Raw genomic sequence first — 24,799 nt, 5'->3', positions numbered from 1 at the left:
GGACCCTGTGAAACTCGCGCTCCTCGGGCTGGCGGCCCTGATCCACGCCGGCTGGAACCTGCTGTCCAAGAAGAGCTCAGACAAGCAGGTCTTCCTGTGGCTGGCCATGGTCGCTTCGTCGGTCCTGTTCCTGCCCATCCTCTGGCTCCGTTCGCCCCTTCCGGGCCGAGGCTGGTTGTGCGTCGTCGCCTCCGGGGCCGTGCAGGCGGTCTACTTGCTCATCCTCGGCAGCGCCTATCAACTCGGGGACCTCTCCCTCGTCTACCCGCTGGCCCGCGGGACGGCGCCCATCTGGGCCACCCTTTTCGGTTACCTGTTCCTCGGGGAGCGCATCCCACCCATCGGGCTCGGCGGCATCGGGCTCGTCGCCGCCGGCGTCTACCTGGCCCACCTCCGCCCCACGGAACGGCCGGGCCTGAGGGCCCTGAGGCCGTGGTTCGAGGGCAAGCCTTCCCTCCTTTCCGCCCTGACCGGCTTGTCCATCGCCGGCTACTCGGTGATCGATCGGGTCGGGGTCCAGCTGGTCCGTCCCGCGACCTACATCTACCTGTGCTTCCTGGCCTCCGTTCTGTTCCTGACCCCGCTCATCCTCGCCCGCCGCTCGGCCCAAGTCGCTGAGGAATGGCGCCGACACAAAGTCGAGGTCGTCGCGGTCGGGGTGATGACCCTGGGCGCCTATCTCCTCGTCCTCTGGGTCCTGCGGACCACCGTCGTCGGCTACGTTTCATCGGTGCGGACGGTCTCCGTGGTCTTCGGGGCCATCCTCGGCGCCCTCGTCCTGCGGGAGCCCTTCGGTCTGTGGAGGGTTCTGGGGGCGCTGGTCATCCTGGCCGGGATCGTCTCCATCGCCCTGGCCTGACCTCAGGAAGAGGGGCACGGAAAACCAAGAAGCTCAGAAAGACCCTGGGGCCTTTCTGAGCCTCTTCCGTTTGTCCTACCATTTGTCCGGCCCGACCCACCACGGCCCCAGCCGCCCTGTTCTCAGCGGCCGGTCGCGTCCCGCCGGAGAGCTCCGGGGAGCCTGCGTCGCGGCGACGCCGGCGAAGACAACCGAGTCGGCGCCTCCTTCCCCTTCGCGATGCGTTCGAGGATCTCCCGATTGATCACGGTTATCCGCTTACGACCGAGGGACACCGCGCCCCCCCGCTTCAACCGTCCGAGGTGTCTGGTGACCGTGACCCGGCAACAGCCGGCCATGGCCGCCAGCGCCTCGTGGGAAACCGCCAGAGACGAACCCGATTCCAAGAGGAACCTCGCGATCCTCCTGGCCGGGTCTACCAGCGACACCCATTCGAGCTGCGTCGTGGTCATCTGGAGTTTAGAAATCAGGGAGTCATAGATGGCCTGGGCCAGGGTCGGGTCCGTCGGGAACCGCTGTCGCAGGGTCTCACGGGGGATTTCCAGCAGGACGCAGGCCTCCTGGGCCTCGGCCGAGCAGACGTTGACATATCCGGTCTGCAGGCAGGATTCGCCGATGATCGAGTCAGCTGAGCAGACTAGGACGGTCTTGACCGCCCCTTCGGGAGACAGGACGTTGAGGAGGACCGTTCCCCTTTCCACGTAGTAGACCGAATTGAGGACCTCGCCCTTCTCGAAGAGGACCTCCCCGGCCGGAACTCTCCTCCGCCTGCCCAGGCGGGCAAAAACGTCCCTGACGCCGGAGGACTCCCTGGAGCGGATGATGGAACGGTCGTCCTTTGGCATCACTGCGATGAGCCCCCCTTAATTCGCCGAACGGTGAAGCCGTCGAGGATTTGCTGATATTGTATCACGAGTTGCAGACGTCGGTATCGGCCAAGGTATTATCATATTCTAAAATTCGGGAAAGGGTGATGAAATAAGTGGCCGAAAAGCAGAAGACTCTGGCACGTTCCCTGGGTCTGTTCCCCGCCATCATGATTCTTGTCGGTACGGTGATCGGTTCTGGCATCTTCATGGTCCCTGGTAAGGTCGCCGCCGCGGCCGGTTCCCCCGGTCCGGACCTTGCCGCCTGGATCATCGCCGGTGTGGCCTGCACGCTAATGGCCTTGGTCTACGCCGAGCTCGCCCCGATGATCCCCAAGGCCGGAGGGGCCTACGTCTACATCCAAGAAGCCTATGGCGAAGCTCCGGCGTTCTTCTACGGCTGGACGATGATCCTTGGCTCGTACATCCCCGTCATGGCCATGCTTGCCCTGGCTTTCACCAACTATCTCAGCTTCTTCTGGCCGGGAATGACGGTCCTTGGTTCACGGATCGTCGCCACCATCCTAATCGTCCTCCTCAGCCTGGTCAACGTCAGAGGGGTCAAGCTGGGGGCCATGGTCCAGAACGTCTTCACCGTCGGTAAGCTGGCCGCCCTTGGCCTTGTTATCGTGGTCGGGATCTTCACGATGAAGTTCGTCCACTTCACCCCGTTTGTCGGAGGGGGCGGATGGGCAACGACCACGGCCGCGGCGGTGCCCGCCATCCTGGCCTTCGGCGGTTACTACACCCTGGCCTACATGAGCGAGGAGATCGAGCACCCGAAACGCAACCTGCCTTTGGCGATGATCATCGGCATGAGTATCGTCATTGTCGTTAACATCCTGATCAACGTCGTCTCCATCGGCAACCTGCCCTTCGCTGACTTGGCCAAGTCGGCCAAGCCGGTGGCCTCCGTGGCCAGCGCCATCTTCGGACCCGTCGGCGGAGCTATCGTCGCCCTGGGGGCCCTGGTCTCCATCTTCGGTTCACTGAACTCTAGCACCATGGGATTACCACGAGTCGCCTTCGCCATGGCCCGCGACGGAATGCTCTTCGACCTTTTCTCGATGGTTCATCCGAAGTATGGGACCCCCTGGGTGTCCATCCTGCTCTATGGCTTGGTCGCCATCGGGTTCGTCTGGACCGGTACCTTCATGACCCTCTTGCTGATGGGCGTCTTCGTCGCCAGATTGCTGGAGTGCCTCGTGGCCATCGCCCTCATCGTCTTGAGGCATAAGCAGCCCAGTCTCGAGCGGCCCTTGAAGATGTGGGGCTACCCCTACTCAACCGTCTTCGTCGTCCTGCTCACCGGATATCTCGTGACCAAGGTCGCTCCGGCCCAGATCCGCCAGGGTGTCTACCTTGCCCTGACGAGCATTCCGGCGTATCTCATCTTCAGGTACCTAGTGCCCCACAAGAAGGAGACCTCGATCGGCGCATGAACGCATTGGGTAGGGCCAAGGTCGTCGCCGAATACGTCACCGACCTCAGGCACACCATCCATCAGCATGCCGAACTATCCTTCAAGGAATATGAGACCACGGCGATTATCGTCGAGGAACTCAAGCGACTTGGTCTCGAGGTGACCACCTGGAGGGACTTCACCGGGGCGACCGGCCTCCTCAGGGGGGGCCACCCCGGGCCGACAATCGCCCTCCGGGCGGACATCGACGCCCTGCCGATCCAGGAAGCGACGGGCGCTTCGTATGCCTCGAAAAACCCCGGTGTCATGCATGCCTGCGCTCATGACGCCCATGCCGCCATCATCCTCGGAGTGGCCAAGCTTCTGGCTGAACAGCGCTCAGAGCTGAAGGGCAATCTCAAGCTCATCTTTCAGCCGGCCGAGGAGCTGCCACCCGGCGGCGCACTCGAACTCATCAAGCGCGGGGTTCTCGATGACCCTCGGGTTGACGCGATGTTTGCCTGTCACCACGCCACCGAGTTCCCGGTGGGCCAGATCGGCATTCATTATGGGGGCTTCATGGCCAGCGCCGACCAGTTCAGTCTGACCGTCGTCTGCCGGGGGGGAGGCGGGTCCGCTCCCCACAAGGGGGTCGACGGTATAGCCGTCGCTGCCCAGATCGTGACCGGTCTTCAGTACATGCTCACCAGGCAGATCGACCCAGTCAAACCGGCGGTCCTGTCGTTCGGGACTCTCCATGCCGGTGCCAGGTTCAACATCCTGGCCGACCGGGTCGAGATGACCGGAACCTGCCGGGCCCTTGATGCCGACACAGCCGAGAGGTTTCCGGATCGCATCCTGAAGGTCGCTCAGGGAATCGCCGCCACCTATGACGCCCAAGTCGAGCTGAAATACGAACGAGGGTATCCTACGTTGGCCAACGACGACAAGGTCACCGCCATCCTCGAGGAAGCTGCCAAGGAGGCCATTGGCCCGAGCAACGTCAAGGTGGCCGACCCAATCATGGCCGGAGACGACCTGGCCTATTTCTTCCGCAAGGTTCCGGGAAGCTATTTCTGGCTGGGGATCAGCAACCCGGCCAAGGGGATCATCCACCCGGCTCACACGGCCCGGTTCGACATCGACGAGGAGGCCCTTCCGGTGGCCGTGGCGGTCATGGTTCAGACTGTATTGAAGGGTTTCGATCATCTGCCGGCCTGACCGGCGTCTCGGGTTCAGCGACCAACAATATCAGACCTCGGGCCGGTCTATTTTCGCCAGGCGCAACCACCCTCCGCTTTCTCGCGGAGGGTGGTTCTTCCTCCCGAAGATTTTCCTTTACAATTGGTAAGAGGGCAGTTAAACTAGTGCCTATATAGGCTGGGTAGCCAACCATCCAGGTGGCCGGCCGCCCGGCGTCAAGACTAACGCGAGGAAGAGGGTCGATCATCGATGATCGAAGGGTTGATCGCTGGTCGCATGGAGAACCTGGGGGCCGAGACGGCGTTCGATGTGTTGGCCAAGGCCAAGGCCTTGGAAGCCCAGGGCAAGCGGATCATTCACATGGAGATCGGTGAGCCGGACTTCGACACCCCGGCCCACATCCGGGCCAGGGCCGCGCAGGCTCTGGAAGAGGGACAGACCCACTACGTCCCTTCCCCGGGCATCCCGGCGCTTCGCGAGACCGTCGCCGCCTATGTCTCCCGCACCCGGGGCATCGACGTCGCCCCCGAGGAGGTCGTCGTCACCCCCGGCGGCAAGCCGATCCTCTTCTTCGCCATCATGGCGCTGATCAATCCGGGGGACGAGGTCCTCTGTCCGAACCCCGGCTTCCCCATTTATGAATCGTGCATCCGCTTCAACGGCGGGGTGGCCGTCCCGTTGCCACTGCTCGAAGAGAAGGATTTCACCCTCGACGTCGAGGACCTCAAGCGGAAGATTTCCCCGAAGACCAAGCTGATCATCATCAACTCGCCCTCCAACCCCACCGGCGGCGTGATGTCTCCTCAGGACATCCGGGAGATCGCCACGGCGGTGGCCGGCCGGCCGATCATGGTCCTGTCGGACGAAATCTACGACCGGCTGGTCTACGAAGGAGAGATCAAGTCGATCTCCGCCGAACCGGGGATGAAGGACCAGACCATCATCCTCGACGGCTTCTCCAAGACCTACGCCATGACCGGCTGGCGACTCGGCTTCGGAGTCATGCCCAAGCCCCTCGCCGCCTTGGTGGGCAAGCTTTTGAACAACTCCGTCTCGTGCACCCCGCCCTTCATCCAGCTGGCCGGGGTGACCGCCCTCACCGGACCGCAGGACGGACCGGCGGCGATGCGGGCGGAGTTCAGGCGTCGGCGCGACGTCATCGTCAAGGGCCTCAACGAAATCCCCGGGGTCAGGTGCGCGATGCCCAAGGGGGCGTTCTACGTCTTCCCCAATGTCTCGGCCTTCGGCCTCCCCGGCAAGCAGGTGGCCGATTACCTGCTGAACGAGGGTGGCGTGGCCTGCCTTGGAGGCACGGCCTTCGGCCAGCACGGTGAGGGCTACATCCGCCTGTCCTACGCCACTTCGCTGGAGAACATCCAGGAGGGTCTGGTGAAGATGAGGGAGGCCCTGGCGAAGCTGCCGATGAAGGGCGCCGCCGGAGCTACGGTGGCCGGCGTCTGAGTGAGCCTGACGTCTTGAGCTGACTGCTTTATGATGGCTCCATAACCCGAGGCGTTGAAGGGAACCAGTAGGCGAAGAGGTGCCTGTGCAGAGAGCCGGATGAATTGGTGCAAGTCCGGACTGGCGGCCGTTGCCGAACCCAACCCCGAGCCGGCGGTGAGGAACCGCCCGGGTCCCGGCCCGTTATCGCCGGTGAGCGCTTGATCGAGCGCTTGATGAGGGGGCCCGCCCCACGCGGCGGGCTCAGCCAGGTGGTACCACGGAGCGACGAGCCCCGTCCGGCGATGTCCGGACGGGGCTTTTTTCGTATATCGGAGGGATGGACTGATGCGACAGCGATTCAAGGCAAGCAAGCGAGTGGTCATCAAGGTCGGAACGACCACCGTCACTCACCACAACGGGCGTCTGCACCTCGGCCGGTTGGAAGGATTGGTCCGGCAACTGGCCGACCTGCATGCCGAAGGGTGCGACGTCATCCTGGTGACCTCCGGGGCGGTCGGCGCCGGTCTCGGCCGGCTGGGTCTGGCCAGTCGCCCGGGGGATATCAGTGCCAGGCAGGCCCTGGCGGCCATCGGGCAGGGGCTCCTGATGCATCGATACGAGAGCCTCTTTGCCGAGGCCGGGATAACCACCGGCCAGGTGCTGTTGACTCGGGAGGACCTCGAGGATCCGGCCCGGCGGGCCAGCGCCGTGGCCACCTTGGAGCGGCTCTTCGCCTGGCGAGTCGTCCCAGTGGTCAACGAGAACGACACCGTGACCGGCGAGGAGATCCGGGTCGGCGACAACGACACTCTCTCGGCCCGGGTGGCCGTGATGGTCGGGGCCGACCTTCTCATCCTCTTGTCTGACGTGGATGGTCTGTATCCGGCCGATCCCCACACGCACCCGGGCTTGGCTCCGTTGTCCACGGTCTCCCTGGCCAGCGATCTCAAGGCGGCGATTGGAGGCGCCGGGTCGAGCCGGGGGACGGGCGGGATGGTCACCAAGGTCCAGGCCGCCCGGCTCTGCGGGGCCGAGGGCATTCCCACGGTCCTGGCGTCGGGGGCCCGTCCGGGGGTCATCCGGGAGATCATCGCCGGGGAGCCGGTCGGGACGCTTTTCCGGCCGGCCACGAAGCGGGCCACGAAGCGGGCCACGAAACCATCCGCGAAAGAGAGGATCCAGGCATGACGGGTCTTCTAGCCGCCGAACGGGCTCGCTTGGCCCAGCCTCGGATCGGCGGGGCCACAGCTGATGAGCGGAACCAGGCCCTGGAGATGATTGCCGAGGCGCTCGACGATCGCTCGGCGGAAATCCTGGCGGCCAACCAGGCCGACGTCGCCGGGGCGGCCCACCTACCCCCGCCGATGGTCGCCCGGCTGCGCCTCGACCCCCGCGGACTGTCCGCCACCGTCGCCGGGGTGCGGGCCGTCGCGGCGCTTCCGGACGTGCTCGGCCAGGTGCTCGCCGCCTGGGATCGGCCGAACGGGCTTCGCATCCGACGCGTCCGGGTCCCCCTGGGGGTGGTAGGCATCATCTATGAGGCCCGTCCGGGCGTCACCGTCGAGGCTGCGGCCCTGTGCCTGAAGGCCGGCAACGCGGTCATCCTCAAGGGGGGCAGCGAAGCGGCGCGCACCAACGCCGCCCTCGGCGAGGCCGTGGCCGCCGGGCTCAGACGGGCCGGCCTGCCGCCGGACCTGGCCGCGGTGCTGCCTTCCACCCGAGAGGCCGGCGCCGAGCTGATGGCCGCCACCGGCCTCGTCGACGTCCTGATCCCCCGGGGAGGGGCGGGGCTGATCAAGGCGGTCGTGGCTGAAAGCCGGGTGCCGGTGATCGAGACGGGAACCGGGGTCTGTCACGTCTATGTCCATGCGGGTGCCGACCTGGCCATGGCCGGGGCCATCATCATCAACGCCAAGTGCCAGAACCCAGCCGTTTGCAACGCCGCCGAGACGATGCTGGTCGACCGCTCGGTGGCCGATTCCTTCCTGCCCCGCGCGAGCGAGGCCCTGCGGGCAGCCGGAGTCACCCTGCGTGGGTGCCCGAGGACCCGGGCCATCTTGCCCTGGGCCGAGCCGGCCACCGACGACGACTGGGAAGCCGAATACCTCGACCTGACCCTGGCCGTCCAGGTCGTCGACGGGCTGGACGAGGCCCTCGCCCACATTGCCCGATACGGCACCAAGCACTCCGAGGCCATCATCACGGCCGACGGGAAGGCCGCGGCCCGCTTCCTGGCGGAAGTCGATGCCGCGGCCGTCTATCACAACGCTTCCACCCGCTTCACCGACGGGGGCGAGTTCGGCTTCGGGGCGGAGATCGGGATCAGCACTCAGAAGCTCCACGCCCGCGGGCCCATGGGTCTGGCCGATTTGACCAGCCACAAGTACATCATCGAGGGAAACGGGCAGGTACGGGGGTGAGCCCGAGGGGGGGCGGGAACGTGGAACCCCCCGCCCCTCCCCACTTTCATCCAAACCGGCCGGTGACGTAGTTCTCCGTCCGACGGTCACGCGGGTTGGTCATGATCTCCAGGGTCGGGGCGGTCTCGACCAGCTCCCCCAGCAGGAAGAAGCCGGTCTGCTGGGAAACCCGGGCGGCCTGCTGGAGGTTGTGGGTGACGATGATGATCGTATAGTCGTCCTTCAGCCGGCCCAGGAGGTCCTCGATCTTGGCCGTCGAGATGGGGTCGAGGGAGGCCGTCGGCTCATCCATCAGGAGGACGTCCGGCTGCACGGCCAGGGCCCGGGCGATGCACAGGCGCTGCTGCTGCCCGCCCGACAGGGCCATCGCCGGTACATGCAATTTGTCCTTGACCTCGTCCCAGAGGGCCGCCTGGCGGAGGGCCTCTTCGGCGATCTCGGCCAAAAGCGGACGGCTCTTTAGACCGTGTCGCCTGGGCCCGTAGACCACGTTCTCGAAGATCGTCTTGGGAAACGGGTTCGGGCGCTGGAAGACCATCCCCACCCGCTTGCGCAGGTCGACCAGGTCGACGCCGGGGGCGTAGATCTCGACCAGTCGATCACCCGACCTGACCATGGCCGAGCCGGTCGTGACCACGCCCGGGATCAGTTCGTTCATCCGGTTGATGGCCCGCAGGAAGGTGCTCTTGCCACAGCCCGACGGGCCGATCAGGGCGGTCACCGATTTGGCCGGCAGGTCCAAGCCGACCCCCTCGATCCCGAGAGTCCCGCCGTAGTTAACCGTCAGGTTCTCGGTCTTCACCATGATCACCGGCTCGCTCGGAGCGGTCCGTGGGCTCGACGGTTCACGGGGGGTAGCCAGGTTGAGCATCTTTTGCATTAGTGCAAGCCTCCTACGTCGGGATCAAGTGGGGCCGATGGAATCAACCCTCGCCGGCCAGTCGTTTGTTCAGCCGACCGGCCAGCCAGCCGATGCCGAGGCTGATGACGAGCATGGCCAGGATGAGGAAGGCCGCCGTGCCGTCGGCGATGCGGGCGGCGTCGGACAGCGAGTTCTCGGCGTTGACGTACCAGAGGTGGACGGCCAGGGTTTCGCCGGAGGCCAGGGGGTCGAGGGTGAGATAGCGCGGCGAGCTCATCCCAGCTGTGGCGATGAGCACGGCCGACTCCCCGAGGGCCCGGCCGGCGGCCAGGATGGCCCCGGTGGCCAGCCGCCCGACGGCGGCCGGCAGGACGGCGTTGAAGATGGTCTCTTCCTTGGTGGCCCCCAGGGCCAGGCTGGCGTGGCGAAGGTCATCGGGAACGGAACGAAGGGCTTCTTCGGTGACCCTGACGATCAGAGGCAGGTTCAGAATCGCCAGGGTGGCCGCTCCGCCGAGGCGGGAGAAACCGAGGTGGGCCGTGTTGACAAAGAGGATCATCCCGAAGAGGCCGAAGACGATCGACGGCACACTGGCCAGGCTTTCGGTGGCCAACCGTACGGCGGACGTCAGTCGGCCCGGCTTGGCGTACTCAGCCAGGTGGATCCCGGCGCCGAGACCGATCGGCAGGGCGATGAGCATCGACAAGATGAGGATGTAGATGGTGTTAAAGATCTGCATGCTGATCCCGCCGCCGGTATGGAGGTCGGATGAACGGGCGGTCAGGAAGTGCCAACTGAGGACGGGAAGCCCGCGGATCAGCACCGAACCGATGATAAAGCCGAGAATCAGGACGATCAGCCCGGCCGCGGTGTAGAGCACTCCGACGGCGATGTGGTCAGTCGTCCTGGGCGGTAGAAGCTGCGACCTTGACCTCCTGACGGCTTCTCCGGACGCGGTGGACAACGGCGTTCCCCTCCTTTCGGGTGGCCCTGACCGCGGCGATCAGGCCGATCGAGAACAGCAACAGCAGTAGGCCCATGGCGAAGAGGGCGTTGTTGGCCGGCGAGCCGTGGGGCGTGCTACCCATCTCCAACATGATCTCGCTGGTCAGGGTCGAAGCCGGCGTGATCAAGCCGTCCGGGAGGACCGGCGAGTTGCCGAGGACCATCTGGACGGCCATCGTCTCGCCGATGGCCCGGGCCAGGCTGAGGATGACCGCGGCGATGATGCCGGGCCAGGCCGCTGGGAGGAGGACGTACCAGATCGTCTGCCAACGGGTCGTCCCGAGGGCCAGGGAGGCCTGTTCCAGGGAAGGTGACAGGCTCCGCAGGGCATCCTCGGCCAGGCTGATGAAGGTCGGAAGGATCATCACCGCCAGGACGACGCCCGCCGCCAGCAATCCGAACCCGGTGGTGTGCCCGCTGTGCACACGGATGAACGGCACCAGGGCGGTCAAACCGATCCACCCGAAGACGACCGACGGGATGCCGGCAAGCAGTTGGATGGCCGGGCGGACGATGCCCTCGGCGCGCGGCGTGGCGATCTTGGCCAGGAAGACCGCCCCGGCCAGTCCGAGCGGACCGCCGATGGCGAGGGCGATGGCCGTGGCCCAGAGCGAGCCGATGAGGAACGGGAGAACCCCATAGAGCTCGCGGTCTGGGGCCCAAATACGGCCGAACAGGAAGGCGACCGGGCTCACTTGTGAGAAGAGAGCCACGGCCTGCCTTCCGATGAGGAAGACGATGGAGCCGATGCTGAGGACCAGGAAAACGGCGGAGGCGAGGAATAATCCTCGCCAAAGGGCGCCGCGGTCTCGCTTCAGGGGGGAGCGACGGGGACCTACGAACCGGTTCATTTTGGCATCTTGGACGCCGGGACGAAGCCCAGCTGACCAACGTATTTGTCCTGGAAGTCCTGGCTCTGGGTGAAGTCGATGAAAGCCTTGCTGGCGTCCTTCGCCTCTCCGACGGTGTAGAGGTGCTCGTTGGCGTAGATCTTGTATTGTCCGTTGACGACGGTGTCAGTGGTGCAGGCAACCCCGTTGACCTTGAGCGCCTTAACCGAGGTGTCGACGAAGGCCAGGTCAACGTAGCCGATGGCGCCCGGGGTCGTCCCGACACCCTTGCGGACGTCGCCGGAGGAGTTCATGACGACGGCCTTGGGGTCGAAGTCCTTGTCCCCGAGGATGGTGGCCTTGATGGTCGCCCTGGAGCCCGAGGAAGCCGCCCGCCCGATGATGGCGATAGCCTGGTCAGGCCCGCCGACTTCCTTCCAGTTTTTGACTGTCCCGGTGAAGATGCCGACAAATTGGTCGGTGGTCAGGCCGTCCACGGTCACGCCGGGGTTGACGATGATGGCAAAGGGGGCGATGGCGACCACATGGTCGACCAGGTTCTTGTCCTTGTACTCGGCGGTCGCGGCGACGTCAGAAGCTCCGATGTTGATCGCCCCCGAGGCGACCTGGCTCAGGCCGACGAACGAGCCGCCGCCGGAGATGTCCACGGTGACCTTGGGATTCTTGGTCTCGAAGTCTGCCTTGGCCTGCTTGAGCATGGGGCCCAGGGCAGTCGACCCGGCCACACTGATTTTCCCAGAGAGGGCTTTGGCACCGCAGCCAGCCGACAGGGTCGCCAGCGCGATGACGGCCAGGGCCATGGCGATAGGCTTCTTGAGAGCAATCATCTTCAGCATCGACGTTTTCCTCCCGTTGTTGGTCTTTGTCCAAGAAAACAATAACACCCGCCCGTTATGCCCACGTTAAGGCGGGTGTTAAGGTCATGTTAACAAGGGTCAGAAAAGGGCGGATTCTACGTAGGCAGGCTGAACCAAAAACGCGATCCCTTGCCGGGTTCACTTTCCGCCCAGACGCGGCCTCCGTGGGCCTCGACGATATGCTTGACGATGGCCAGTCCGAGCCCCGTCCCACCGGTGGCCCGACTGCGGTCTCGGCCGACCCGGTAGAAACGTTCGAAGATCCGGGTCAACTGGTCCCTGGGAATGCCCGAACCAGTATCTTCGACCAGGAATCGAACCTCTCCGCGGCGTCGTTCGCCGGCCACCCGGATGCGCCCGCCGGCCGGCGTGTGCTTCACGGCGTTGCCGATGAGGTTCGAGAAGACTCGGCGCAGGAGCTCCTGGTCGGCGGTGACCGGCCCGAGGTCTCCGGGAACGGCGTTGGTGAGGGTCAGGCCGGCCGCTTCGACCTGCGGGCCGAGGACCCTAATCACCTCATCAACGAGGACGCCGGCGTTGATCTGGTTCGGGTGGATCTCAACCCGCCCTGACTCCAGGCGCGAGAGTTCGAGGAGGTCCTGAACTAAGGCGATCGTCCGGCCGGACTCATCATGGATGATCTTGGCGAATTCCCGGCTGGTCTTCGGGTCGTCGGCGGCCCCTTCCAGGAGGGTCTCGGCGAATCCCCGGACGGCCGTCAACGGGGTCATCAACTCATGAGAGACATTGGCCACGAAGTCCCGGCGGAGTCGGTCAACCTGGCGCATGGCGCTGACGTCACTGAAGACGGCGACCGCGCCGACCACGGCTCCGCCTTCCCCCCGAACCGGGGCCAGACTTACGTTGTACCAACGCTCGGGATTGATCAGGCCGACGGGCACGACTTCCGGGGTGCCGGAGGCGAGCACCTCGTCGGCTCGGTCGGCCAGTTCCGGACTGTGGACGACCTCGAGAAAATCGCGTCCGATCAGTCCCGCACTGCCGGACGAAGAAGCCCGCCCGCCGAAGGCTTGCTCGGCGGCCGGGTTGGCGATCCGGATCGCCCCAGTCCGGTCGGTCATCATCACCGGGCTGGCCATGTTCAGGAGGACGGCCTCGAACCTACCTTTGGCCGCGGTCAGCTCGTCCACCCGGGCGCGCAGTTGATCGCGCATGTTCTCCAGGGCGGAGGCCAGGCGGGCCAGCTCGTCGCGATGGCGTCGAGCCCCGTCAGTCTTCGGCCCGGCCCTGGCCGGCCAGCGATCGATCATCGGGGGCCTGGCCGAGAAGTCGCCGGAGGCCAACCGGTCGGCGGTCTCGGTCATTTCGGCGATCGGCCGGGTCAGGTTCCCGGCCAGGATGAAGGCGGCCACGGCGGCAAGGGCCGCCACGGCCAAAGCGGAAAACGCGATGATCCACCAGAATCGGCCCGCGCCGGCGGCGACGGCCGAGAGCGGGACGGCCAGGCGCATGACTCCCAGGGTCCCCGAGCCGCCCGGCCCGTCCAGGCGGGTGGCCACATAGAGCATGTCCGTACCCATGGTGGCGCTCGGCCTCACGGCCGTACCTCGGCCGCCGCTGAGGGCTTGGACGAATTCAGGGCGGTCGGCATGGTTCTCCATCACCGCCGGGTCGTTCTGGTTGTCGGCCAGGACCGCCCCGTCCCTGGCCATCACCGTGATCCGCACGCCCAGAGCCTCGCCGGCCCGCTTGGTCTCCACATCCAGGGCCGGACTGCGGGCCGCGGGGACTCCCATCGCCGGGGTGACGACCTGTTGGGCCAATCCGGACTGACGGAACAGCGATGCCTCGAGTTCAGCTCGGTAGCTGCGAGCCCAGAAGTCGGCCAAGACTGCTCCGACCACCGCCAGCGAGACGGCGATGAGGATGGTATAGGTGACTGCCAGACGTCCCCTGATGGTCCTCACGGGCTACTCCTTCCCCGCATCCGCGGGAGTGCCTGACGGGGCTTCCCGGAACCGGTAGCCCACCCCGCGGACGGTTTCAATGAGGCTCTCATCGGCGCCGGCTTCCTGCAGCTTCTGTCGAAGGTGTCGGACGTGAACATCGACCGTCCGCGAATCACCAAAGAAATCCTCCCCCCAGACCCGGTTCATGAGGGTGTCTCGGCTGAAGACGATCCCCGGCGACGCGGCCAGGGTCGAAAGGATCTTGAACTCCGTGTAGGTCAGGGGAATGGGTTGTCCATCTCGAGTGACCGAATGGCGGTCGAGGTCGATCAAGAGATCCCCGGCGCTGAGCGAGCGGCGGGCCGCGCCGCTCCCGGCCGCGGGCCCTCCTCCGTCAGCTTGGCGTCCACCGTCCGCGATGGCTGAGGCACCGGCCGTCCGCTCCGGGGCCGACCGGCGGAGGATGGCCTTGACCCGGGCCACCAGCTCCCGAGGGCTGAACGGCTTGACGACGTAGTCATCGGCGCCGAGTTCCAGGCCGACGATCCGGTCGACCTCATCGGAACGGGCGGTCAGCATGATGATGGGGATGGTCATCTTCCGCCGGATGATCCGGCAGACCTCGAACCCGTCGAGCTTTGGCAGCATTAAGTCAAGGACGATCAGGTCCGGGTTTTCCCGACCAGCCGCCTCGACGGCCGCCTCTCCGTCAAGCGCCGTGACCACGTCAAAGCCCGCCTGCCTGAGGTTATACTCGACCAGTTGGACCAGGGACGGTTCATCATCGACGACGAGGATCTTCTCCGCCACCCGCACCCACCGCTTCTCTCGTTCAACCGACTATAGCCTACCACTTGATTCTCCGCCCAAACGGAAATCCCTCGGCCCGGCCGGTCAATGGACTTGGTGCCGACGTCTTGCCGGATGACTTTCCCCGGTATATGATGCTTCCAAGAGCTGACCAGGCGAAGCCGCTGGAACCCGGCCAGGCGAAGGGCCGCTCCCTTCGGGACTCGGACATGAGGTGACCTGCTACTCCTTCTTAGACCTCGGGGTCGCCGTCGGCTCGGTGCTGGGCGGGCTGGTCGCCGGCCGCCTCGGCTACGGGACCACGCTCGTCCTCGGCGTCGTCCCCGGGACGGCGGCCCTGGCCCTTTATCTCACCTTCGGACGCAGTCCCGGCGAGGGCCGGGTGACTGGATAGACCCTTCATGGACCCGGAAATGGCGCGATTTCAAGAGGAGGACAACCGGTGCCTGATCTTGATTCCTGGGTCATCGACCTACGACACGAATTCCATCGTTTCCCCGAACTAAGTCACAGTGAACAACGAACGGCGGCCAGGGTCGAGGAGATCCTTGGCTCCCTTGGAATCGAGACCCGGCGGGTGGCCGGAACGGGCGTCATCGGGCGGCTGCACGGGCGCGAGTCCGGCAAGACAGTGGCCCTAAGGGCCGACATGGACGCCCTCCAGCAGACGGAGAAGACGGGGCTCCCCTATGCCTCGGAGAATTCCGGGCTGATGCACGCCTGCGGCCACGACGCCCACACGGCGATGCTCCTCGGCGCCGCCCGCAAGCTGGCGGAGGGGCGCGATGCGCTTCGCGGCGACGTCGTCTTCCTCTTCCAGCCGGCCGAAGAGATGGCCACCGGGGCGATGATGATGATCGCCGAAGGAGCCCTCGAGGGTGTCGGTGCCATCTTCGGGATGCACGTCTTCGCCAACGCGCCGACCGGCGGCCTCCTCCCCACCGGGACGGTGGCCATTCTTCCCGGCCCGGTGGCTGCGGGCGCCGATTTCTTCAGGGTCACGGTCAAGGGTAAGGGCGGCCACGCCGCCATGCCCCAATTGGCCGTCGACTCCATTTTCCCGGCCGCCCTGATGCTCACCGGTATCCGGGCCATCGTCACCGCCGAGATGGACGCGATGGATCCGGTCGTCATCACCGTCGGGCAGATCCACGGCGGCACCCGCTTCAACATCATCGCCGACGAGACCTGGTTCGACGGCACCGTCCGCTACTTCCGCCCCGAACTCGGGGGGCTCGTCCAGGAGAAGATCAAGCGGATCGTGGAGGGGACGGCCCAAGCCCACCGGGTCGAGGTCGACCTCCTCTACAACACGATGGTCCCGCCGACGGTCAACGACCCCGGTCTCGCTGAGCTCGCCCGCCAGGTCGCCGCGGGAGTGGCCGGGCCGGGGCAGATGACCGACTTCGCCCCGATGATGGGCAGCGAGGACTTCTCTTTCTTCGCCTCCCGGATCCCCGGCGTCTTCATCGGCCTCGGTGCCGGCAACGAGGCCAAGGGGGCTGTCTACGCCAACCACCATCCGCAGTTCACCATCGATAAGATGCCTTGGCGGTCGGGGTCAAGATGCACGTCGGGTTCGCCAAAGCCTTCCTGGGCCGCTGAGGTGTCCGTCCCGTCGCCAGGCTCTTCCCCCCGCCCTTCGGTGGCCACGTCAGCCCATTTGGACCAGGGACTTCATCCTCCTTGGCGGGTCCAGCTTGGCCCTCTTCACCGCCTTCCAGGTGCTCATGCCAACCCTGCCGGTCTACATCGAACGGCTAGGTGGCAATGACGCCACCGTCGGCCTCAACATCGCCCTTTTCACCGTCGCCGCCATCGTCATCCGGCCTTTGACCGGTGCGGCCCTGGATTCGCACGGGCGGCGGCTCTTCATTCTCCTCGGTCTGGCCATCGTCGGGAGCCGAGGTTTCCCCCTCCTCTTCGTCACCAGTACCCTGCTGACCGGGCTGGCCCTGGCGATGGCCGCCATGATCAAGTTCGCGCCGGCGGTCCCCCGGTCGAGGGTCTCTGAACGCCCGAGGCTAAGCAACTGATCAGGCGGGTCATCGCCGATGAGGAGGCTCACCTGCGCCTGTTCGAGCAGGCCTGTGAGTCCGCCTCGGTGACCGCCCCCCAGTAGTTGAGGGTCACGAAGCAGAAAGCAGGCTCAGAATGACATCCGAGCCTGCTTTCTGCATTGTTGTGGGCGGTACTGGGATCGAACCACCGACCTCTTGAAGGTGAGTCAAGCGGCACGCGTTGTGGGCAGTGTCGGTAAGTGATCTCCTCTGTGGTTTGGCTGGGCTTGCAGGTCGCGCTACTCCTGGGTGCTGTCCATTCCCTGCCCGGCATCAGGAGATGATTGGCAGAATGATCAGCAACACTCTACTCGGCGGGCTCAGGGGTGACGTCGGCAGAGTGTGCCTTAGCCTCCTTGGCCTTCTGGACCAGCCATTCTCCAACGCTTAGGGCCACCTGTGGGTTAAGTAGCACAGTCGCGACAATACTCCGCGTGATTCTGAGGGTCTTTGAATCCTCCGTTCGGACTTCCCGCAACGTGCCACCTTCGGTCGGAGTGATGACCAGGTTGGGAAGGAATTGGTCGTCGACATAGAAGTTGGCTATCACATCGCCGCGAGGACCAACCCCTCCCCAGGCCCCATGCGCATAGACGATGGGCGCAACGGGCAGACGCTGAAATTCAACGGGAACGGTCTTGTGGGCTTCTGTCCCTGGCTTTTTCATCAACGGGATTGCCCCCTTCTAAGATAAGGACCGATACGATTCGGCATCGACGAGCTATCCCCGGTACTGAGTGGCGTCAACATGATCTCAAGAGCGTCTGGGGGTTGGCCGGCCACGGGCAGGACGAGGTAAGGTACCGAAGCAAACTGCGGGGCAGGTTCGGGCTCACCTGCTCTATGCGACAGAGCTGCTAAGATAAATGAGTTCAGACTTGACTTGTTGAGCTTCGACAGCTGAACGAGGCGCCTGTGAATAAACGGTGGCATCCGAACGGTAATGCGTCCGCTGTATTCCTCATCCCCACTTGGTTCAGGTATGTCTTGACCCATCTCCTTGGCCACGGCAATCCAGTCATCAATGGCCTCCGAAAGCAAGTCAACAAGCTCAGTAGCGGAGTCTGCCCCAGCCGCGCAGCCGGGAAGATCGGGGACCTCTGCCTCCCAAACCAGCTTGCCCTCGTCGTTCTCCACCTGGCGGACCATAAAAGGATAGGTGATTCTGTTGGTTTCATCCATGTTTGCCACCATCCTCGGGTTGAATGAGGTCCCAGGGTATCAAGTCCCAGATTAGCTCCAGGAACTGCTTGACGTAAACCCTGTCGACCTCTTTCCTGCCTTGCTTGGGGCGCGGTATCGGGACGGGCCTCCGGCTCTCCCTCTTGAAGACCTGGTGGCCGCGCTCCCTTCTTCCGACCCCCAGGGCCTCAGCCACAACCTCCATATCGTGAACCGTAACCTTCCAGGGGCTATCGAGCATCTTCTTGATGCTGTCCCGATAGTTGCCCATTCAACCGCCCCGCTCTCATTATACCCCGCTGACACTATATGTGCCACTATTTCTTGAGGGATTCGCTTACCTATCATGATGGCCCTCGGAGCAGGCGGTTCCACCTCAAGTATCAGAGATGCATGTATGAGCGGCTACCTGCTCCAAGGGCAGCAGCAAGTGCCGTGGAGAAGGTGATGAGGTCGGATGGTGCCGTCGATGGCCCTACCGGCCGACGGCTGCCGTTTCTGTCGTCGCCGTTCCGTCTCCACCCGCCCGAGGGGCGCCTTCGTCGCCCACGATCCGCGTCCCGGCCCGACCGGTAAGGGCCTCGAGGGCCTCGGCGAGTGAAGCGATGATCGCGACATGACCGCCTCCGGCGACGAAGCGGCGGGCGGCCTCGACCTTCGGGCCCATGCTGCCGGCCTTGAAATGGCCCTCCGTCTGGTATCGCCCGAGTTCCGAAAGGGTCATCCGGTCCACGTTGACCTGCTGCGGCGTCCGGTAATTCAGGGCGACCTTCGAGACGTCGGTGAGAATCATGAAGACGTCCGCCTTGACATCGAGGGCCAGCCTGGCGCCGCCGAGGTCTTTATCGATGACCGCCTCCACTCCGCGGTAGTGGCCTCCGTCATCAATGACGGGGATTCCGCCACCACCGGTGGAGATCACGATCATTCCTGCCTCGACCAGCGCACGGATCGCCGGCTGCTCGACAATGCGTAGGGGGTTCGGCGAAGGGACGACTTTTCGCCAGCCCCGGCCGGCATCTTCGGTCCAGACCTCACCTTTCTCGGCCATCGCCGCCCTGGCCTCGGCTTCCGTGTAGAACGGCCCGACCGGCTTGGTCGGCTTGGCGAAGGCCGGATCGCTTGCGTCGACCACGGTCTGGGTCACCAGGCTGACGACCGGAGTGGCCATCCGCAGGTCCTTTAGTTGGTTCTGGAGACTCTGCTGCATCATGTAGCCGATCTGGCCCTGGCTTTCGGCACCGCAGATGTCCATGGGCAGCGACGGGACCAGGGCCTGCCCGGCGGCGTTCTGGATCAGGAGGCTGCCAACCTGTGGCCCATTGCCGTGGGTGATGACGACTCGGTAACCAGCCTTTATCATCTGAGCGATCTGACGGCACGTCTGCTCGACGTTGGCCGATTGCTCCTCCGCCATACCCCTTTGGCCGGGCCGGAGAATGGCGTTCCCGCCCAGGGCAACGACGATTGTCTTGGGCTCAATGGTCTGACGATCGGACACGGGACTCCGCCTCCGCTTCTGTACTTCGTTCCGAGGTCTGAGATCGGGAAAAGCCGCCTGGGAAAAAACCACGTGGGGACAGGGCTGAACCCTGCCCCCGCCGCGGAGTCATGGGGCATGACCAGTCGGACCCTCCGGGCCGGCCGAACCCAGGCCGACCGCCGGCGCCGGCGATGAGGCGCTAATCCGCTCTCTTCAAGGGGAAGGTCATGCAGTGCGGACCGCCGCCGCCCTTGAGAATCTCGACCAGGTGGGAGGTCATGACCTCCAACCCAAGGGCCTTGAGCGACTGGTTGACGTCCTTGTTGGCCTCAAAGGTCAGGACCCGACCGTTGCCGAGGGCCTGGATGTTGCAGTAGTGCTTGAAGACGCCCTCCTGCGGCACCGGGACGAGCTCGAAGTGACGCTTCCGAAGCATTTTCAGGAACCACTCCGGCAGGGCGTCGGGCGCGAGCACCGCCACTTTGTCAGCGACGATGTTAAAGCACATGTCGAGGTGTAGGTTTCTGGACGGCGAGTGGACGGGGATGACTTCGTACCCATATGGGCGGAGGATCTCGGCCGCGTTCTGCACGCCTTCCGACGTGCTCCGGGCAATCACACCCCAGGCAATCGTCGACTCGTCGAGGAACCAGAAGTCGCCGCCTTCGAGAGAGCCGCGGGTGATCCGGCCGATGATCGGGATCTGCAGTTCGTGGAGCCTCTGAACGTACCAATGCTCTTCGCCCTGGCGAACCGGTTCCCTGAAGCTCCCGATGAGGGCGCCCTCGGCCAGGCAGGCCCCGAAGTCGCGGGCATAGATCATGTAAGGCAGGTCCCGCTGGGGATCAACCGTCTCGACCTTGACCCCGGCCGATTCGTAGGCCTGGATAAACTCGTGCCATTCCTTGTTGAACTCGTCGAGCTTGGCCTTCTCGCCGCGCTCCATGGCTGCGCGGGTGATGACGTTAATGGGTTGGAAGCTGAAGTAATCGGGTGGGCAAAGGAGAACCCGCTCGAGCTTGGACCACGAGTCTTTGACGTAAGCCACTATCCTCGCACCCCTTTCGCTCAGCTGATCACCAGAGCCAGGACGGCTTTCTCGGTGTGCATCCGGTTCTCACCCTCGTCGATGATCACCGACTGCGGTCCGTCGATGACCTCCTCCGTTACTTCCTCTCCACGGTAAGCCGGCATGCAGTGCATGAAGATCGCATCATCTTTGGCCTTCTTCATGATGTCGGTGGTCACCTGGAACGGCGCCCAGTCCCTGAGCCGCTGTTCCTTCGTCTGCTCGGGCCCGCCCATGCTGTGCCACGTGTTGGCGATCACGACGTCACAGTCCTTGGCCGATTCCGCGAGGTTGTTGCTGAGGACGATCTCGGACCCCTTGAGCTTGGCGTCGTGGCGGGCCGACTCGACCACGTCGGGCCGCGGGTCGTACCCCTTGGGATAGACCATGTGCAGGTTGATCCCCATTTTCCCGGCGACGACCAGCCACGTATGAGCGACGTTCCAGATGTCCCCGGCGTAGGCCACCTTGAGGCCGTGCAGCCGCCCCTTCTTCTCTCTGATGGTCAGGAGGTCGGCCAATCCCTGGCACGGGTGGAACTCATCGGTCAGGGCGTTGATCACGGGGTTCCTCATGTACTGGGCGAACTCTTCGACGATCTTCTGTCCGTATGTCCGGATGACCAACGCATCACAGTACCGGTCGATGATTCTGGCGGTGTCCTTGATCGGCTCCCCGCGCCCGAGTTGCATCTCGTCCGGGCGCAGGTAGAAGCTGTCCATGCCGAGGTGGGAACAGGCCGCCTGAAACGACGTTCTTGTCCGGGTCGACTTCTTCTCGAAAATCATGGCCACGGTGCGTCCACGAAGGTAATCGTGCTGGACCCCCATCGACCGCAGGCGCTTGAACTCGGCCGCCGTGTCGAGGAAGGCGTTGATTTCCTCCGTTGAGTAGTTCATCAGGGTAAGGAAATCACGACCCTTGAAGCGTGCGTCCATCTGCCACTATGCCCCCTTGTTCAGTCGGCCCGTGGGCCGCCTGCCGCCGCAAAGGGCGACAGGCGGTCGGCGGGCCAATTCGCCACTATTCTCCCCGGTTCCGGGGGCTATCTTTCACCAGCCGCGTCCGCTGGGGTGTCTTTTCTTACCGGTCGCGTTCGATTTCGAAGGTCAGACAGTGCGGGCCCCCGCCCATCTTGGTGAACTCACGGAGGTGCGGGGTATAGAGCTTGAACCCTTCGGCCCGCAGCATGTCGTTGACGACCTTGTTCTCCTCGAAGGAGAGGACCCTGCCGTCGCCCAGGGCGAGGACGTTGCATCCGGTCTTGAGGACTTCCTCGAGGGGCACGGCGATGGTCCTCCAGCCGTGGTTGGCCAGCCACTTGGCGAAGGTGTTCGGAAGACCCTCTTCGCAGACCAGGGCGAGCTTGTCGGCGGCGACGGAGAAAATCATGTCCAGGTGGTTCCACTTGGCGAGGAACTCCACCGGAACGACCTCGACGTCATGGGGCTTCATGATCTCGGCGGCGTTCTCGATGCCCCTGAGGGTCGAGCGGTTGCCGGAGCCGATGACCAACGTGCGGTCATCGATCATCCACGTGTCGCCGCCTTCGACGGCACCCTTGGTGACCCGGCCGACCATCTTCACGCCGAGCCGGTCGAAGGACTCAATGGCCGCCTCTTCGTCTCCCCAGCGTTGCTCGTACTTGAACTTCCCGATCAGCGGGCCCTGCGGGGTGTTGGCGCCGAAGTCGCGCGTGTAGACCTGCCAGTGGTGACCGTCGAGGGCCTTCTCCCATTCGATGGCCACGCCGGCTTCGGTGAGGGCCTGCACCAGTTCCTCGTGCATCTCCTTGGCGACGTCGATCTTGACCGGGTCGCCCTCGTCCATGCTACGGTGAGCGATCTCGCTGATCGGCAGCTCCTTGTAGTACGTGGGTGGGCAGAGGAGAACCCGGCGGAGCTTGCCATGTGAGTTATACTGAGCCATGTTCAAACCTCGCTCCTCTCTTGTGGTATCCGGATCTCTTAGCGCATGATCAGGGACATGACGGCCTTCTGTGCGTGCATCCGGTTCTCAGCCTGGTCGAAAATGACCGAGTGGGGGCCGTCCATGACCTCGTCGGTGACTTCGTAGCCGCGGTCGGCCGGCAGGCAGTGCATGTAGAGGCAGTCCGGCTTGGCAAGGCTCATCATCTTCTCGTCGACCTTCCAGTCACGGTTGGGCTCAAACAACTTGTCCATCCCCTCGAAGTCGGGCTTGGCAATGGCCGGGGGCAGGAACTCGAGGCTCGGCCAGCTCTTTGGGTAGACGGCGTCGGCGTTGCGGAAGGCTTCCCGCATGTCGGTGGTTTCTTCGAACGAGCCGCCGTAACGGGCGGCGTTTTCCTTGGCCCGGGCGGTGACGCCGGGCTCCAGCTCGAAGCCCTTCGGGTGGGCGAAGACCACGTTCGCCCCGAGGAGGCTGCAGCCGACCATGAGGGTGTGGGGGACGGAGACGGGCTTCTTCTTGCTGGGGGAATAGGCCCACGACACGACGACCTTGCGGCCGGCGAGGCTGCCCCACTTCTCCTGCATCGTCAGTAGATCGGCCATCCCCTGGCAGGGGTGGAACCGGTCGTCCTCCATGTTGATGACGGGGATGTCGGCCCACTTCGCGAACTCACGGATGTACTGATTGCCCGCGCCGTGCTTCCAGCCGACCGGGTCGCCGAAGATGCGGATGGCGATGGCCTCACCGAACCGGCTGAGGACCCGGGCCACGTCGGACACCCGCTCGGTGACGAAGGCCTTCTCCATGCCCTCGATGGCCGGGGTGTAGACCTTCTCCGAGTCGAGGTAGTTGGCGTGCCCCCCGAGTTGCATGATCCCTGCTTCGAAGCTGTTCCGGGTGCGCAGGGAGCGGTTGTAGAAGAGCAGGAAGACGGTCGCGTCTTGGAGCAGGTGACGGTGGATGCCGTTGGCCCGATCCAGCTTGAGCTGCTTGGCGGTATCCAGAATGGTCTCGATTTCCTCCCGGCTGAAGTCCATCAGGCTGATGAAATCGCGACCGCGCAGTGAGAGAGTCTTCACTTGCTTTACCTCCTCTATCTGTGGTGGTGTCGCCCAAGGTCAAGGGTCTTGCTGCTCCTTAGGGAGTCACAGGACCAGTCCTAGAATAACCAGGCCCGCCAAGATGATGTGCTCAAGCGGTCAGATGATGTCGCCGACTGCCGGCGCCAGTTGACCCTTGGCCGCGGGCTTTCGTCGCCGGGCCTCGATGCTGAGGTGCCGCCCAACACTTTCCGTGCGCGGCTCGACCGGATTCGGGAGTTGACCGCGCTTGACCCCCGCCGCTCGCGGCGCCCCGAGGCGAATGAAAACCGAGGCTGCCCGAAGGACTCCTCCGGGCAGCCTCTGCGTTTGCTGTTCTTGCCGTCCATTTCTCGGCGCTTGGCGTAACGTCGCCAGCTGATCACGGTTCCGGTGACATTCGCCCGGCCGTGGAGCCCCTGGGCCCGAGCCAGTAGAGGATCAGGCCGAGGACGATCAGGCCGGCCAGGATTTCGTGCTCCAGCGGCCAGATCAGCGCTCCGGGGCTCTTCGGATAAAGCATGGCGATGGCGAAGAAGAGGATCGAGACGTAGCCCAGAACCTGCAAGAGCGGTCCCCCAGGCCGGGCGATGGGGTTCTTTGACCGGGCGGTCCGTCGGGCCAGGGCCATGACCGAAAGGAAGGTCGATCCCCAGACCACGACGTAGGCGAAGGAAGCCGCATCGACCAGGGGGATCAGGAACTTGCGCCCCAGGAACGGGGCGATCAGCAGGATCAACGTCGCCAGCAGGATGCTGTTGACCGGGGTCTTGTGGGTCGGGTGGACCCGCGCCAGCCAGGATGGCATCATTCCGGCTTGAGCCATCCCATAGAGCTGCCGGGTCACCGCATAGAAGAGGGCGTTGTAGACCCCGATGACACCGATGGTGGCGGTGACGATGAGCAGCAACCCGGGATAGATCGAACCGGTCAACTGGTTGAGGCCGCTGGCGAAGGGAATGTCCAGCTTAGCCGAGGCCGTCCAGGGAAGGACCATCCCGGTGGCCAGGAGCGTCGCCACGTAAGCGAACCAACCGATGATCCAGGCGATCGGAACGGTCCGTCCCGACTTGCCGGTCCCGGTCATTTCCCGGGTCGCCTCCTCGGATCCCTTGGCGATCGTCTCCCAACCGGCCAAGGAGAACGGCAGCATCGTCGAGACGGCGATGATCCCGGCCCAGACCGGCTTGCCGAAGTAGGGCTTGAAGTTCTGGAACGTCCCCATCGTAAAGGCCACGATGACGCCGATGGCGACCAGGATCATCAGAGTGGTGCTGGTGATGTTCTGAAAGGCCGAGGATAAACGGACCCCCCGGTAATGCATGGCCGTGATGCCGAGGACCAGGACGATCCCTATGGCGATGGTCGCCAGCCCGACCGGCGACCCCAATACTCTGTACCAATACACGGCGGTCACCGAGGGGATGAGGAATTCGAGCATCCTGACGATCGAGACGACCTCATAGGCGCAGACGATGAGGTTGACGAGGATGCCGAACCACCCGG

General features: G+C 64.5%; 25 protein-coding genes. 9 read left to right on the top strand and 16 right to left on the bottom strand.

Annotated features, from left to right (window positions below):
- Positions 1 to 7 precede the first annotated feature (7 nt).
- Positions 8 to 859 carry an EamA family transporter gene (locus tag VGL40_07070; GenBank protein ID HEY3315026.1) on the top strand — a complete coding sequence of 284 codons (852 nt, stop codon included), beginning with the start codon at positions 8 to 10 and terminating at the stop codon, positions 857 to 859.
- Between the two features lie 122 nt (positions 860 to 981).
- Here the strand turns inward: VGL40_07070 and VGL40_07065 are convergent, their stop codons facing one another.
- Positions 982 to 1,704 carry a Crp/Fnr family transcriptional regulator gene (locus tag VGL40_07065; GenBank protein HEY3315025.1) on the bottom strand — a complete coding sequence of 241 codons (723 nt, stop codon included), beginning with the start codon at positions 1,702 to 1,704 and terminating at the stop codon, positions 982 to 984.
- Between the two features lie 137 nt (positions 1,705 to 1,841).
- Between VGL40_07065 and VGL40_07060 the strand changes: the two genes are divergently transcribed.
- The 5 genes from VGL40_07060 to VGL40_07040 all read left to right on the top strand — a co-directional run bounded on the left by VGL40_07060 (position 1,842) and on the right by VGL40_07040 (position 8,193).
- Entirely contained in the window at positions 1,842 to 3,167 is a 1,326-nt protein-coding gene (locus VGL40_07060) for an amino acid permease (GenBank protein ID HEY3315024.1), read from the top strand.
- Positions 3,164 to 4,348, top strand: coding sequence for an amidohydrolase (locus VGL40_07055; GenBank protein ID HEY3315023.1), 1,185 nt, complete (start codon positions 3,164 to 3,166; stop codon positions 4,346 to 4,348). Before VGL40_07060 ends, VGL40_07055 begins: the two co-directional genes overlap by 4 nt.
- 231 nt (positions 4,349 to 4,579) lie before the next feature.
- Positions 4,580 to 5,791, top strand: coding sequence for a pyridoxal phosphate-dependent aminotransferase (locus VGL40_07050; protein ID HEY3315022.1), 1,212 nt, complete (start codon positions 4,580 to 4,582; stop codon positions 5,789 to 5,791).
- A 327-nt stretch (positions 5,792 to 6,118) separates the two neighbouring features.
- Positions 6,119 to 6,961: a glutamate 5-kinase gene (proB, locus tag VGL40_07045; GenBank protein ID HEY3315021.1), complete on the top strand. Its 843-nt coding sequence runs from the start codon at positions 6,119 to 6,121 to the stop codon at positions 6,959 to 6,961.
- Positions 6,958 to 8,193 (top strand): glutamate-5-semialdehyde dehydrogenase, encoded by a 1,236-nt coding sequence (locus tag VGL40_07040; GenBank protein ID HEY3315020.1) that lies wholly within the window; start codon positions 6,958 to 6,960, stop codon positions 8,191 to 8,193. The genes proB and VGL40_07040 overlap by 4 nt, the downstream gene beginning before the upstream one ends.
- A gap of 46 nt (positions 8,194 to 8,239) precedes the next feature.
- Here the strand turns inward: VGL40_07040 and pstB are convergent, their stop codons facing one another.
- From pstB to VGL40_07010, 6 genes are all read right to left on the bottom strand, one after another.
- A complete protein-coding gene (pstB, locus tag VGL40_07035; GenBank protein ID HEY3315019.1) occupies positions 8,240 to 8,998 on the bottom strand; it encodes a phosphate ABC transporter ATP-binding protein PstB in 759 nt (252 codons plus the stop codon).
- Positions 8,999 to 9,116: 118 nt separating this feature from the next.
- Positions 9,117 to 9,947 carry a phosphate ABC transporter permease PstA gene (pstA, locus tag VGL40_07030; protein ID HEY3315018.1) on the bottom strand — a complete coding sequence of 277 codons (831 nt, stop codon included), beginning with the start codon at positions 9,945 to 9,947 and terminating at the stop codon, positions 9,117 to 9,119.
- Between the two features lie 4 nt (positions 9,948 to 9,951).
- Positions 9,952 to 10,911, bottom strand: coding sequence for a phosphate ABC transporter permease subunit PstC (gene pstC, locus VGL40_07025; protein ID HEY3315017.1), 960 nt, complete (start codon positions 10,909 to 10,911; stop codon positions 9,952 to 9,954).
- Positions 10,908 to 11,747 carry a phosphate ABC transporter substrate-binding protein gene (locus VGL40_07020; protein HEY3315016.1) on the bottom strand — a complete coding sequence of 280 codons (840 nt, stop codon included), beginning with the start codon at positions 11,745 to 11,747 and terminating at the stop codon, positions 10,908 to 10,910. Before VGL40_07020 ends, pstC begins: the two co-directional genes overlap by 4 nt.
- Before the next feature lie 116 nt (positions 11,748 to 11,863).
- Entirely contained in the window at positions 11,864 to 13,696 is a 1,833-nt protein-coding gene (locus tag VGL40_07015) for an ATP-binding protein (GenBank protein ID HEY3315015.1), read from the bottom strand.
- 3 nt (positions 13,697 to 13,699) lie between these two features.
- Entirely contained in the window at positions 13,700 to 14,494 is a 795-nt protein-coding gene (locus tag VGL40_07010) for a response regulator transcription factor (protein ID HEY3315014.1), read from the bottom strand.
- Between the two features lie 208 nt (positions 14,495 to 14,702).
- Between VGL40_07010 and VGL40_07005 the strand changes: the two genes are divergently transcribed.
- The 3 genes from VGL40_07005 to VGL40_06995 are packed head-to-tail and all read left to right on the top strand — an operon-like array spanning position 14,703 to position 16,524.
- Positions 14,703 to 14,882 (top strand): hypothetical protein, encoded by a 180-nt coding sequence (locus VGL40_07005; GenBank protein HEY3315013.1) that lies wholly within the window; start codon positions 14,703 to 14,705, stop codon positions 14,880 to 14,882.
- 48 nt (positions 14,883 to 14,930) lie between these two features.
- The gene (locus VGL40_07000; protein ID HEY3315012.1) at positions 14,931 to 16,262 is read left to right on the top strand and encodes an amidohydrolase; all 1,332 of its coding nucleotides are present in this window, start codon (positions 14,931 to 14,933) and stop codon (positions 16,260 to 16,262) included.
- Positions 16,219 to 16,524 (top strand): hypothetical protein, encoded by a 306-nt coding sequence (locus tag VGL40_06995; GenBank protein HEY3315011.1) that lies wholly within the window; start codon positions 16,219 to 16,221, stop codon positions 16,522 to 16,524. The genes VGL40_07000 and VGL40_06995 overlap by 44 nt, the downstream gene beginning before the upstream one ends.
- A gap of 331 nt (positions 16,525 to 16,855) precedes the next feature.
- Here VGL40_06995 and VGL40_06990 read toward each other — a convergent pair whose 3' ends face one another.
- The 9 genes from VGL40_06990 to VGL40_06950 all read right to left on the bottom strand — a co-directional run.
- Positions 16,856 to 17,218 carry a hypothetical protein gene (locus VGL40_06990; protein ID HEY3315010.1) on the bottom strand — a complete coding sequence of 121 codons (363 nt, stop codon included), beginning with the start codon at positions 17,216 to 17,218 and terminating at the stop codon, positions 16,856 to 16,858.
- Complete coding sequence (locus tag VGL40_06985) at positions 17,215 to 17,730, bottom strand: type II toxin-antitoxin system HicB family antitoxin (GenBank protein ID HEY3315009.1); 516 nt, start codon at positions 17,728 to 17,730, stop codon at positions 17,215 to 17,217. Before VGL40_06985 ends, VGL40_06990 begins: the two co-directional genes overlap by 4 nt.
- Positions 17,723 to 18,001: a hypothetical protein gene (locus VGL40_06980; GenBank protein ID HEY3315008.1), complete on the bottom strand. Its 279-nt coding sequence runs from the start codon at positions 17,999 to 18,001 to the stop codon at positions 17,723 to 17,725. The genes VGL40_06985 and VGL40_06980 overlap by 8 nt, the downstream gene beginning before the upstream one ends.
- 204 nt (positions 18,002 to 18,205) lie before the next feature.
- Complete coding sequence (gene arcC / locus VGL40_06975; GenBank protein HEY3315007.1) at positions 18,206 to 19,231, bottom strand: carbamate kinase; 1,026 nt, start codon at positions 19,229 to 19,231, stop codon at positions 18,206 to 18,208.
- A gap of 181 nt (positions 19,232 to 19,412) precedes the next feature.
- The gene (locus VGL40_06970; GenBank protein ID HEY3315006.1) at positions 19,413 to 20,261 is read right to left on the bottom strand and encodes an arginine deiminase family protein; all 849 of its coding nucleotides are present in this window, start codon (positions 20,259 to 20,261) and stop codon (positions 19,413 to 19,415) included.
- Positions 20,262 to 20,281: 20 nt separating this feature from the next.
- Positions 20,282 to 21,220, bottom strand: coding sequence for an ornithine carbamoyltransferase (argF, locus tag VGL40_06965; protein HEY3315005.1), 939 nt, complete (start codon positions 21,218 to 21,220; stop codon positions 20,282 to 20,284).
- Between the two features lie 145 nt (positions 21,221 to 21,365).
- The gene (locus VGL40_06960; protein HEY3315004.1) at positions 21,366 to 22,211 is read right to left on the bottom strand and encodes an arginine deiminase family protein; all 846 of its coding nucleotides are present in this window, start codon (positions 22,209 to 22,211) and stop codon (positions 21,366 to 21,368) included.
- A 38-nt stretch (positions 22,212 to 22,249) separates the two neighbouring features.
- Positions 22,250 to 23,293 carry an ornithine carbamoyltransferase gene (locus tag VGL40_06955; protein ID HEY3315003.1) on the bottom strand — a complete coding sequence of 348 codons (1,044 nt, stop codon included), beginning with the start codon at positions 23,291 to 23,293 and terminating at the stop codon, positions 22,250 to 22,252.
- A gap of 382 nt (positions 23,294 to 23,675) precedes the next feature.
- Positions 23,676 to 24,799, bottom strand: a 1,124-nt coding sequence (locus VGL40_06950) for an APC family permease (protein HEY3315002.1), incomplete at its 5' end; no start/stop codon positions are given.

This window comes from Bacillota bacterium, assembly GCA_036504675.1.
Taxonomy (GTDB): domain Bacteria; phylum Bacillota; class Sulfobacillia; order JAJYWN01; family JAJZPE01; genus DASXUT01.
The sequence above is the reverse complement of the archived record's forward strand: the minus strand, read 5'-3'. Positions and strand labels throughout refer to the sequence as shown.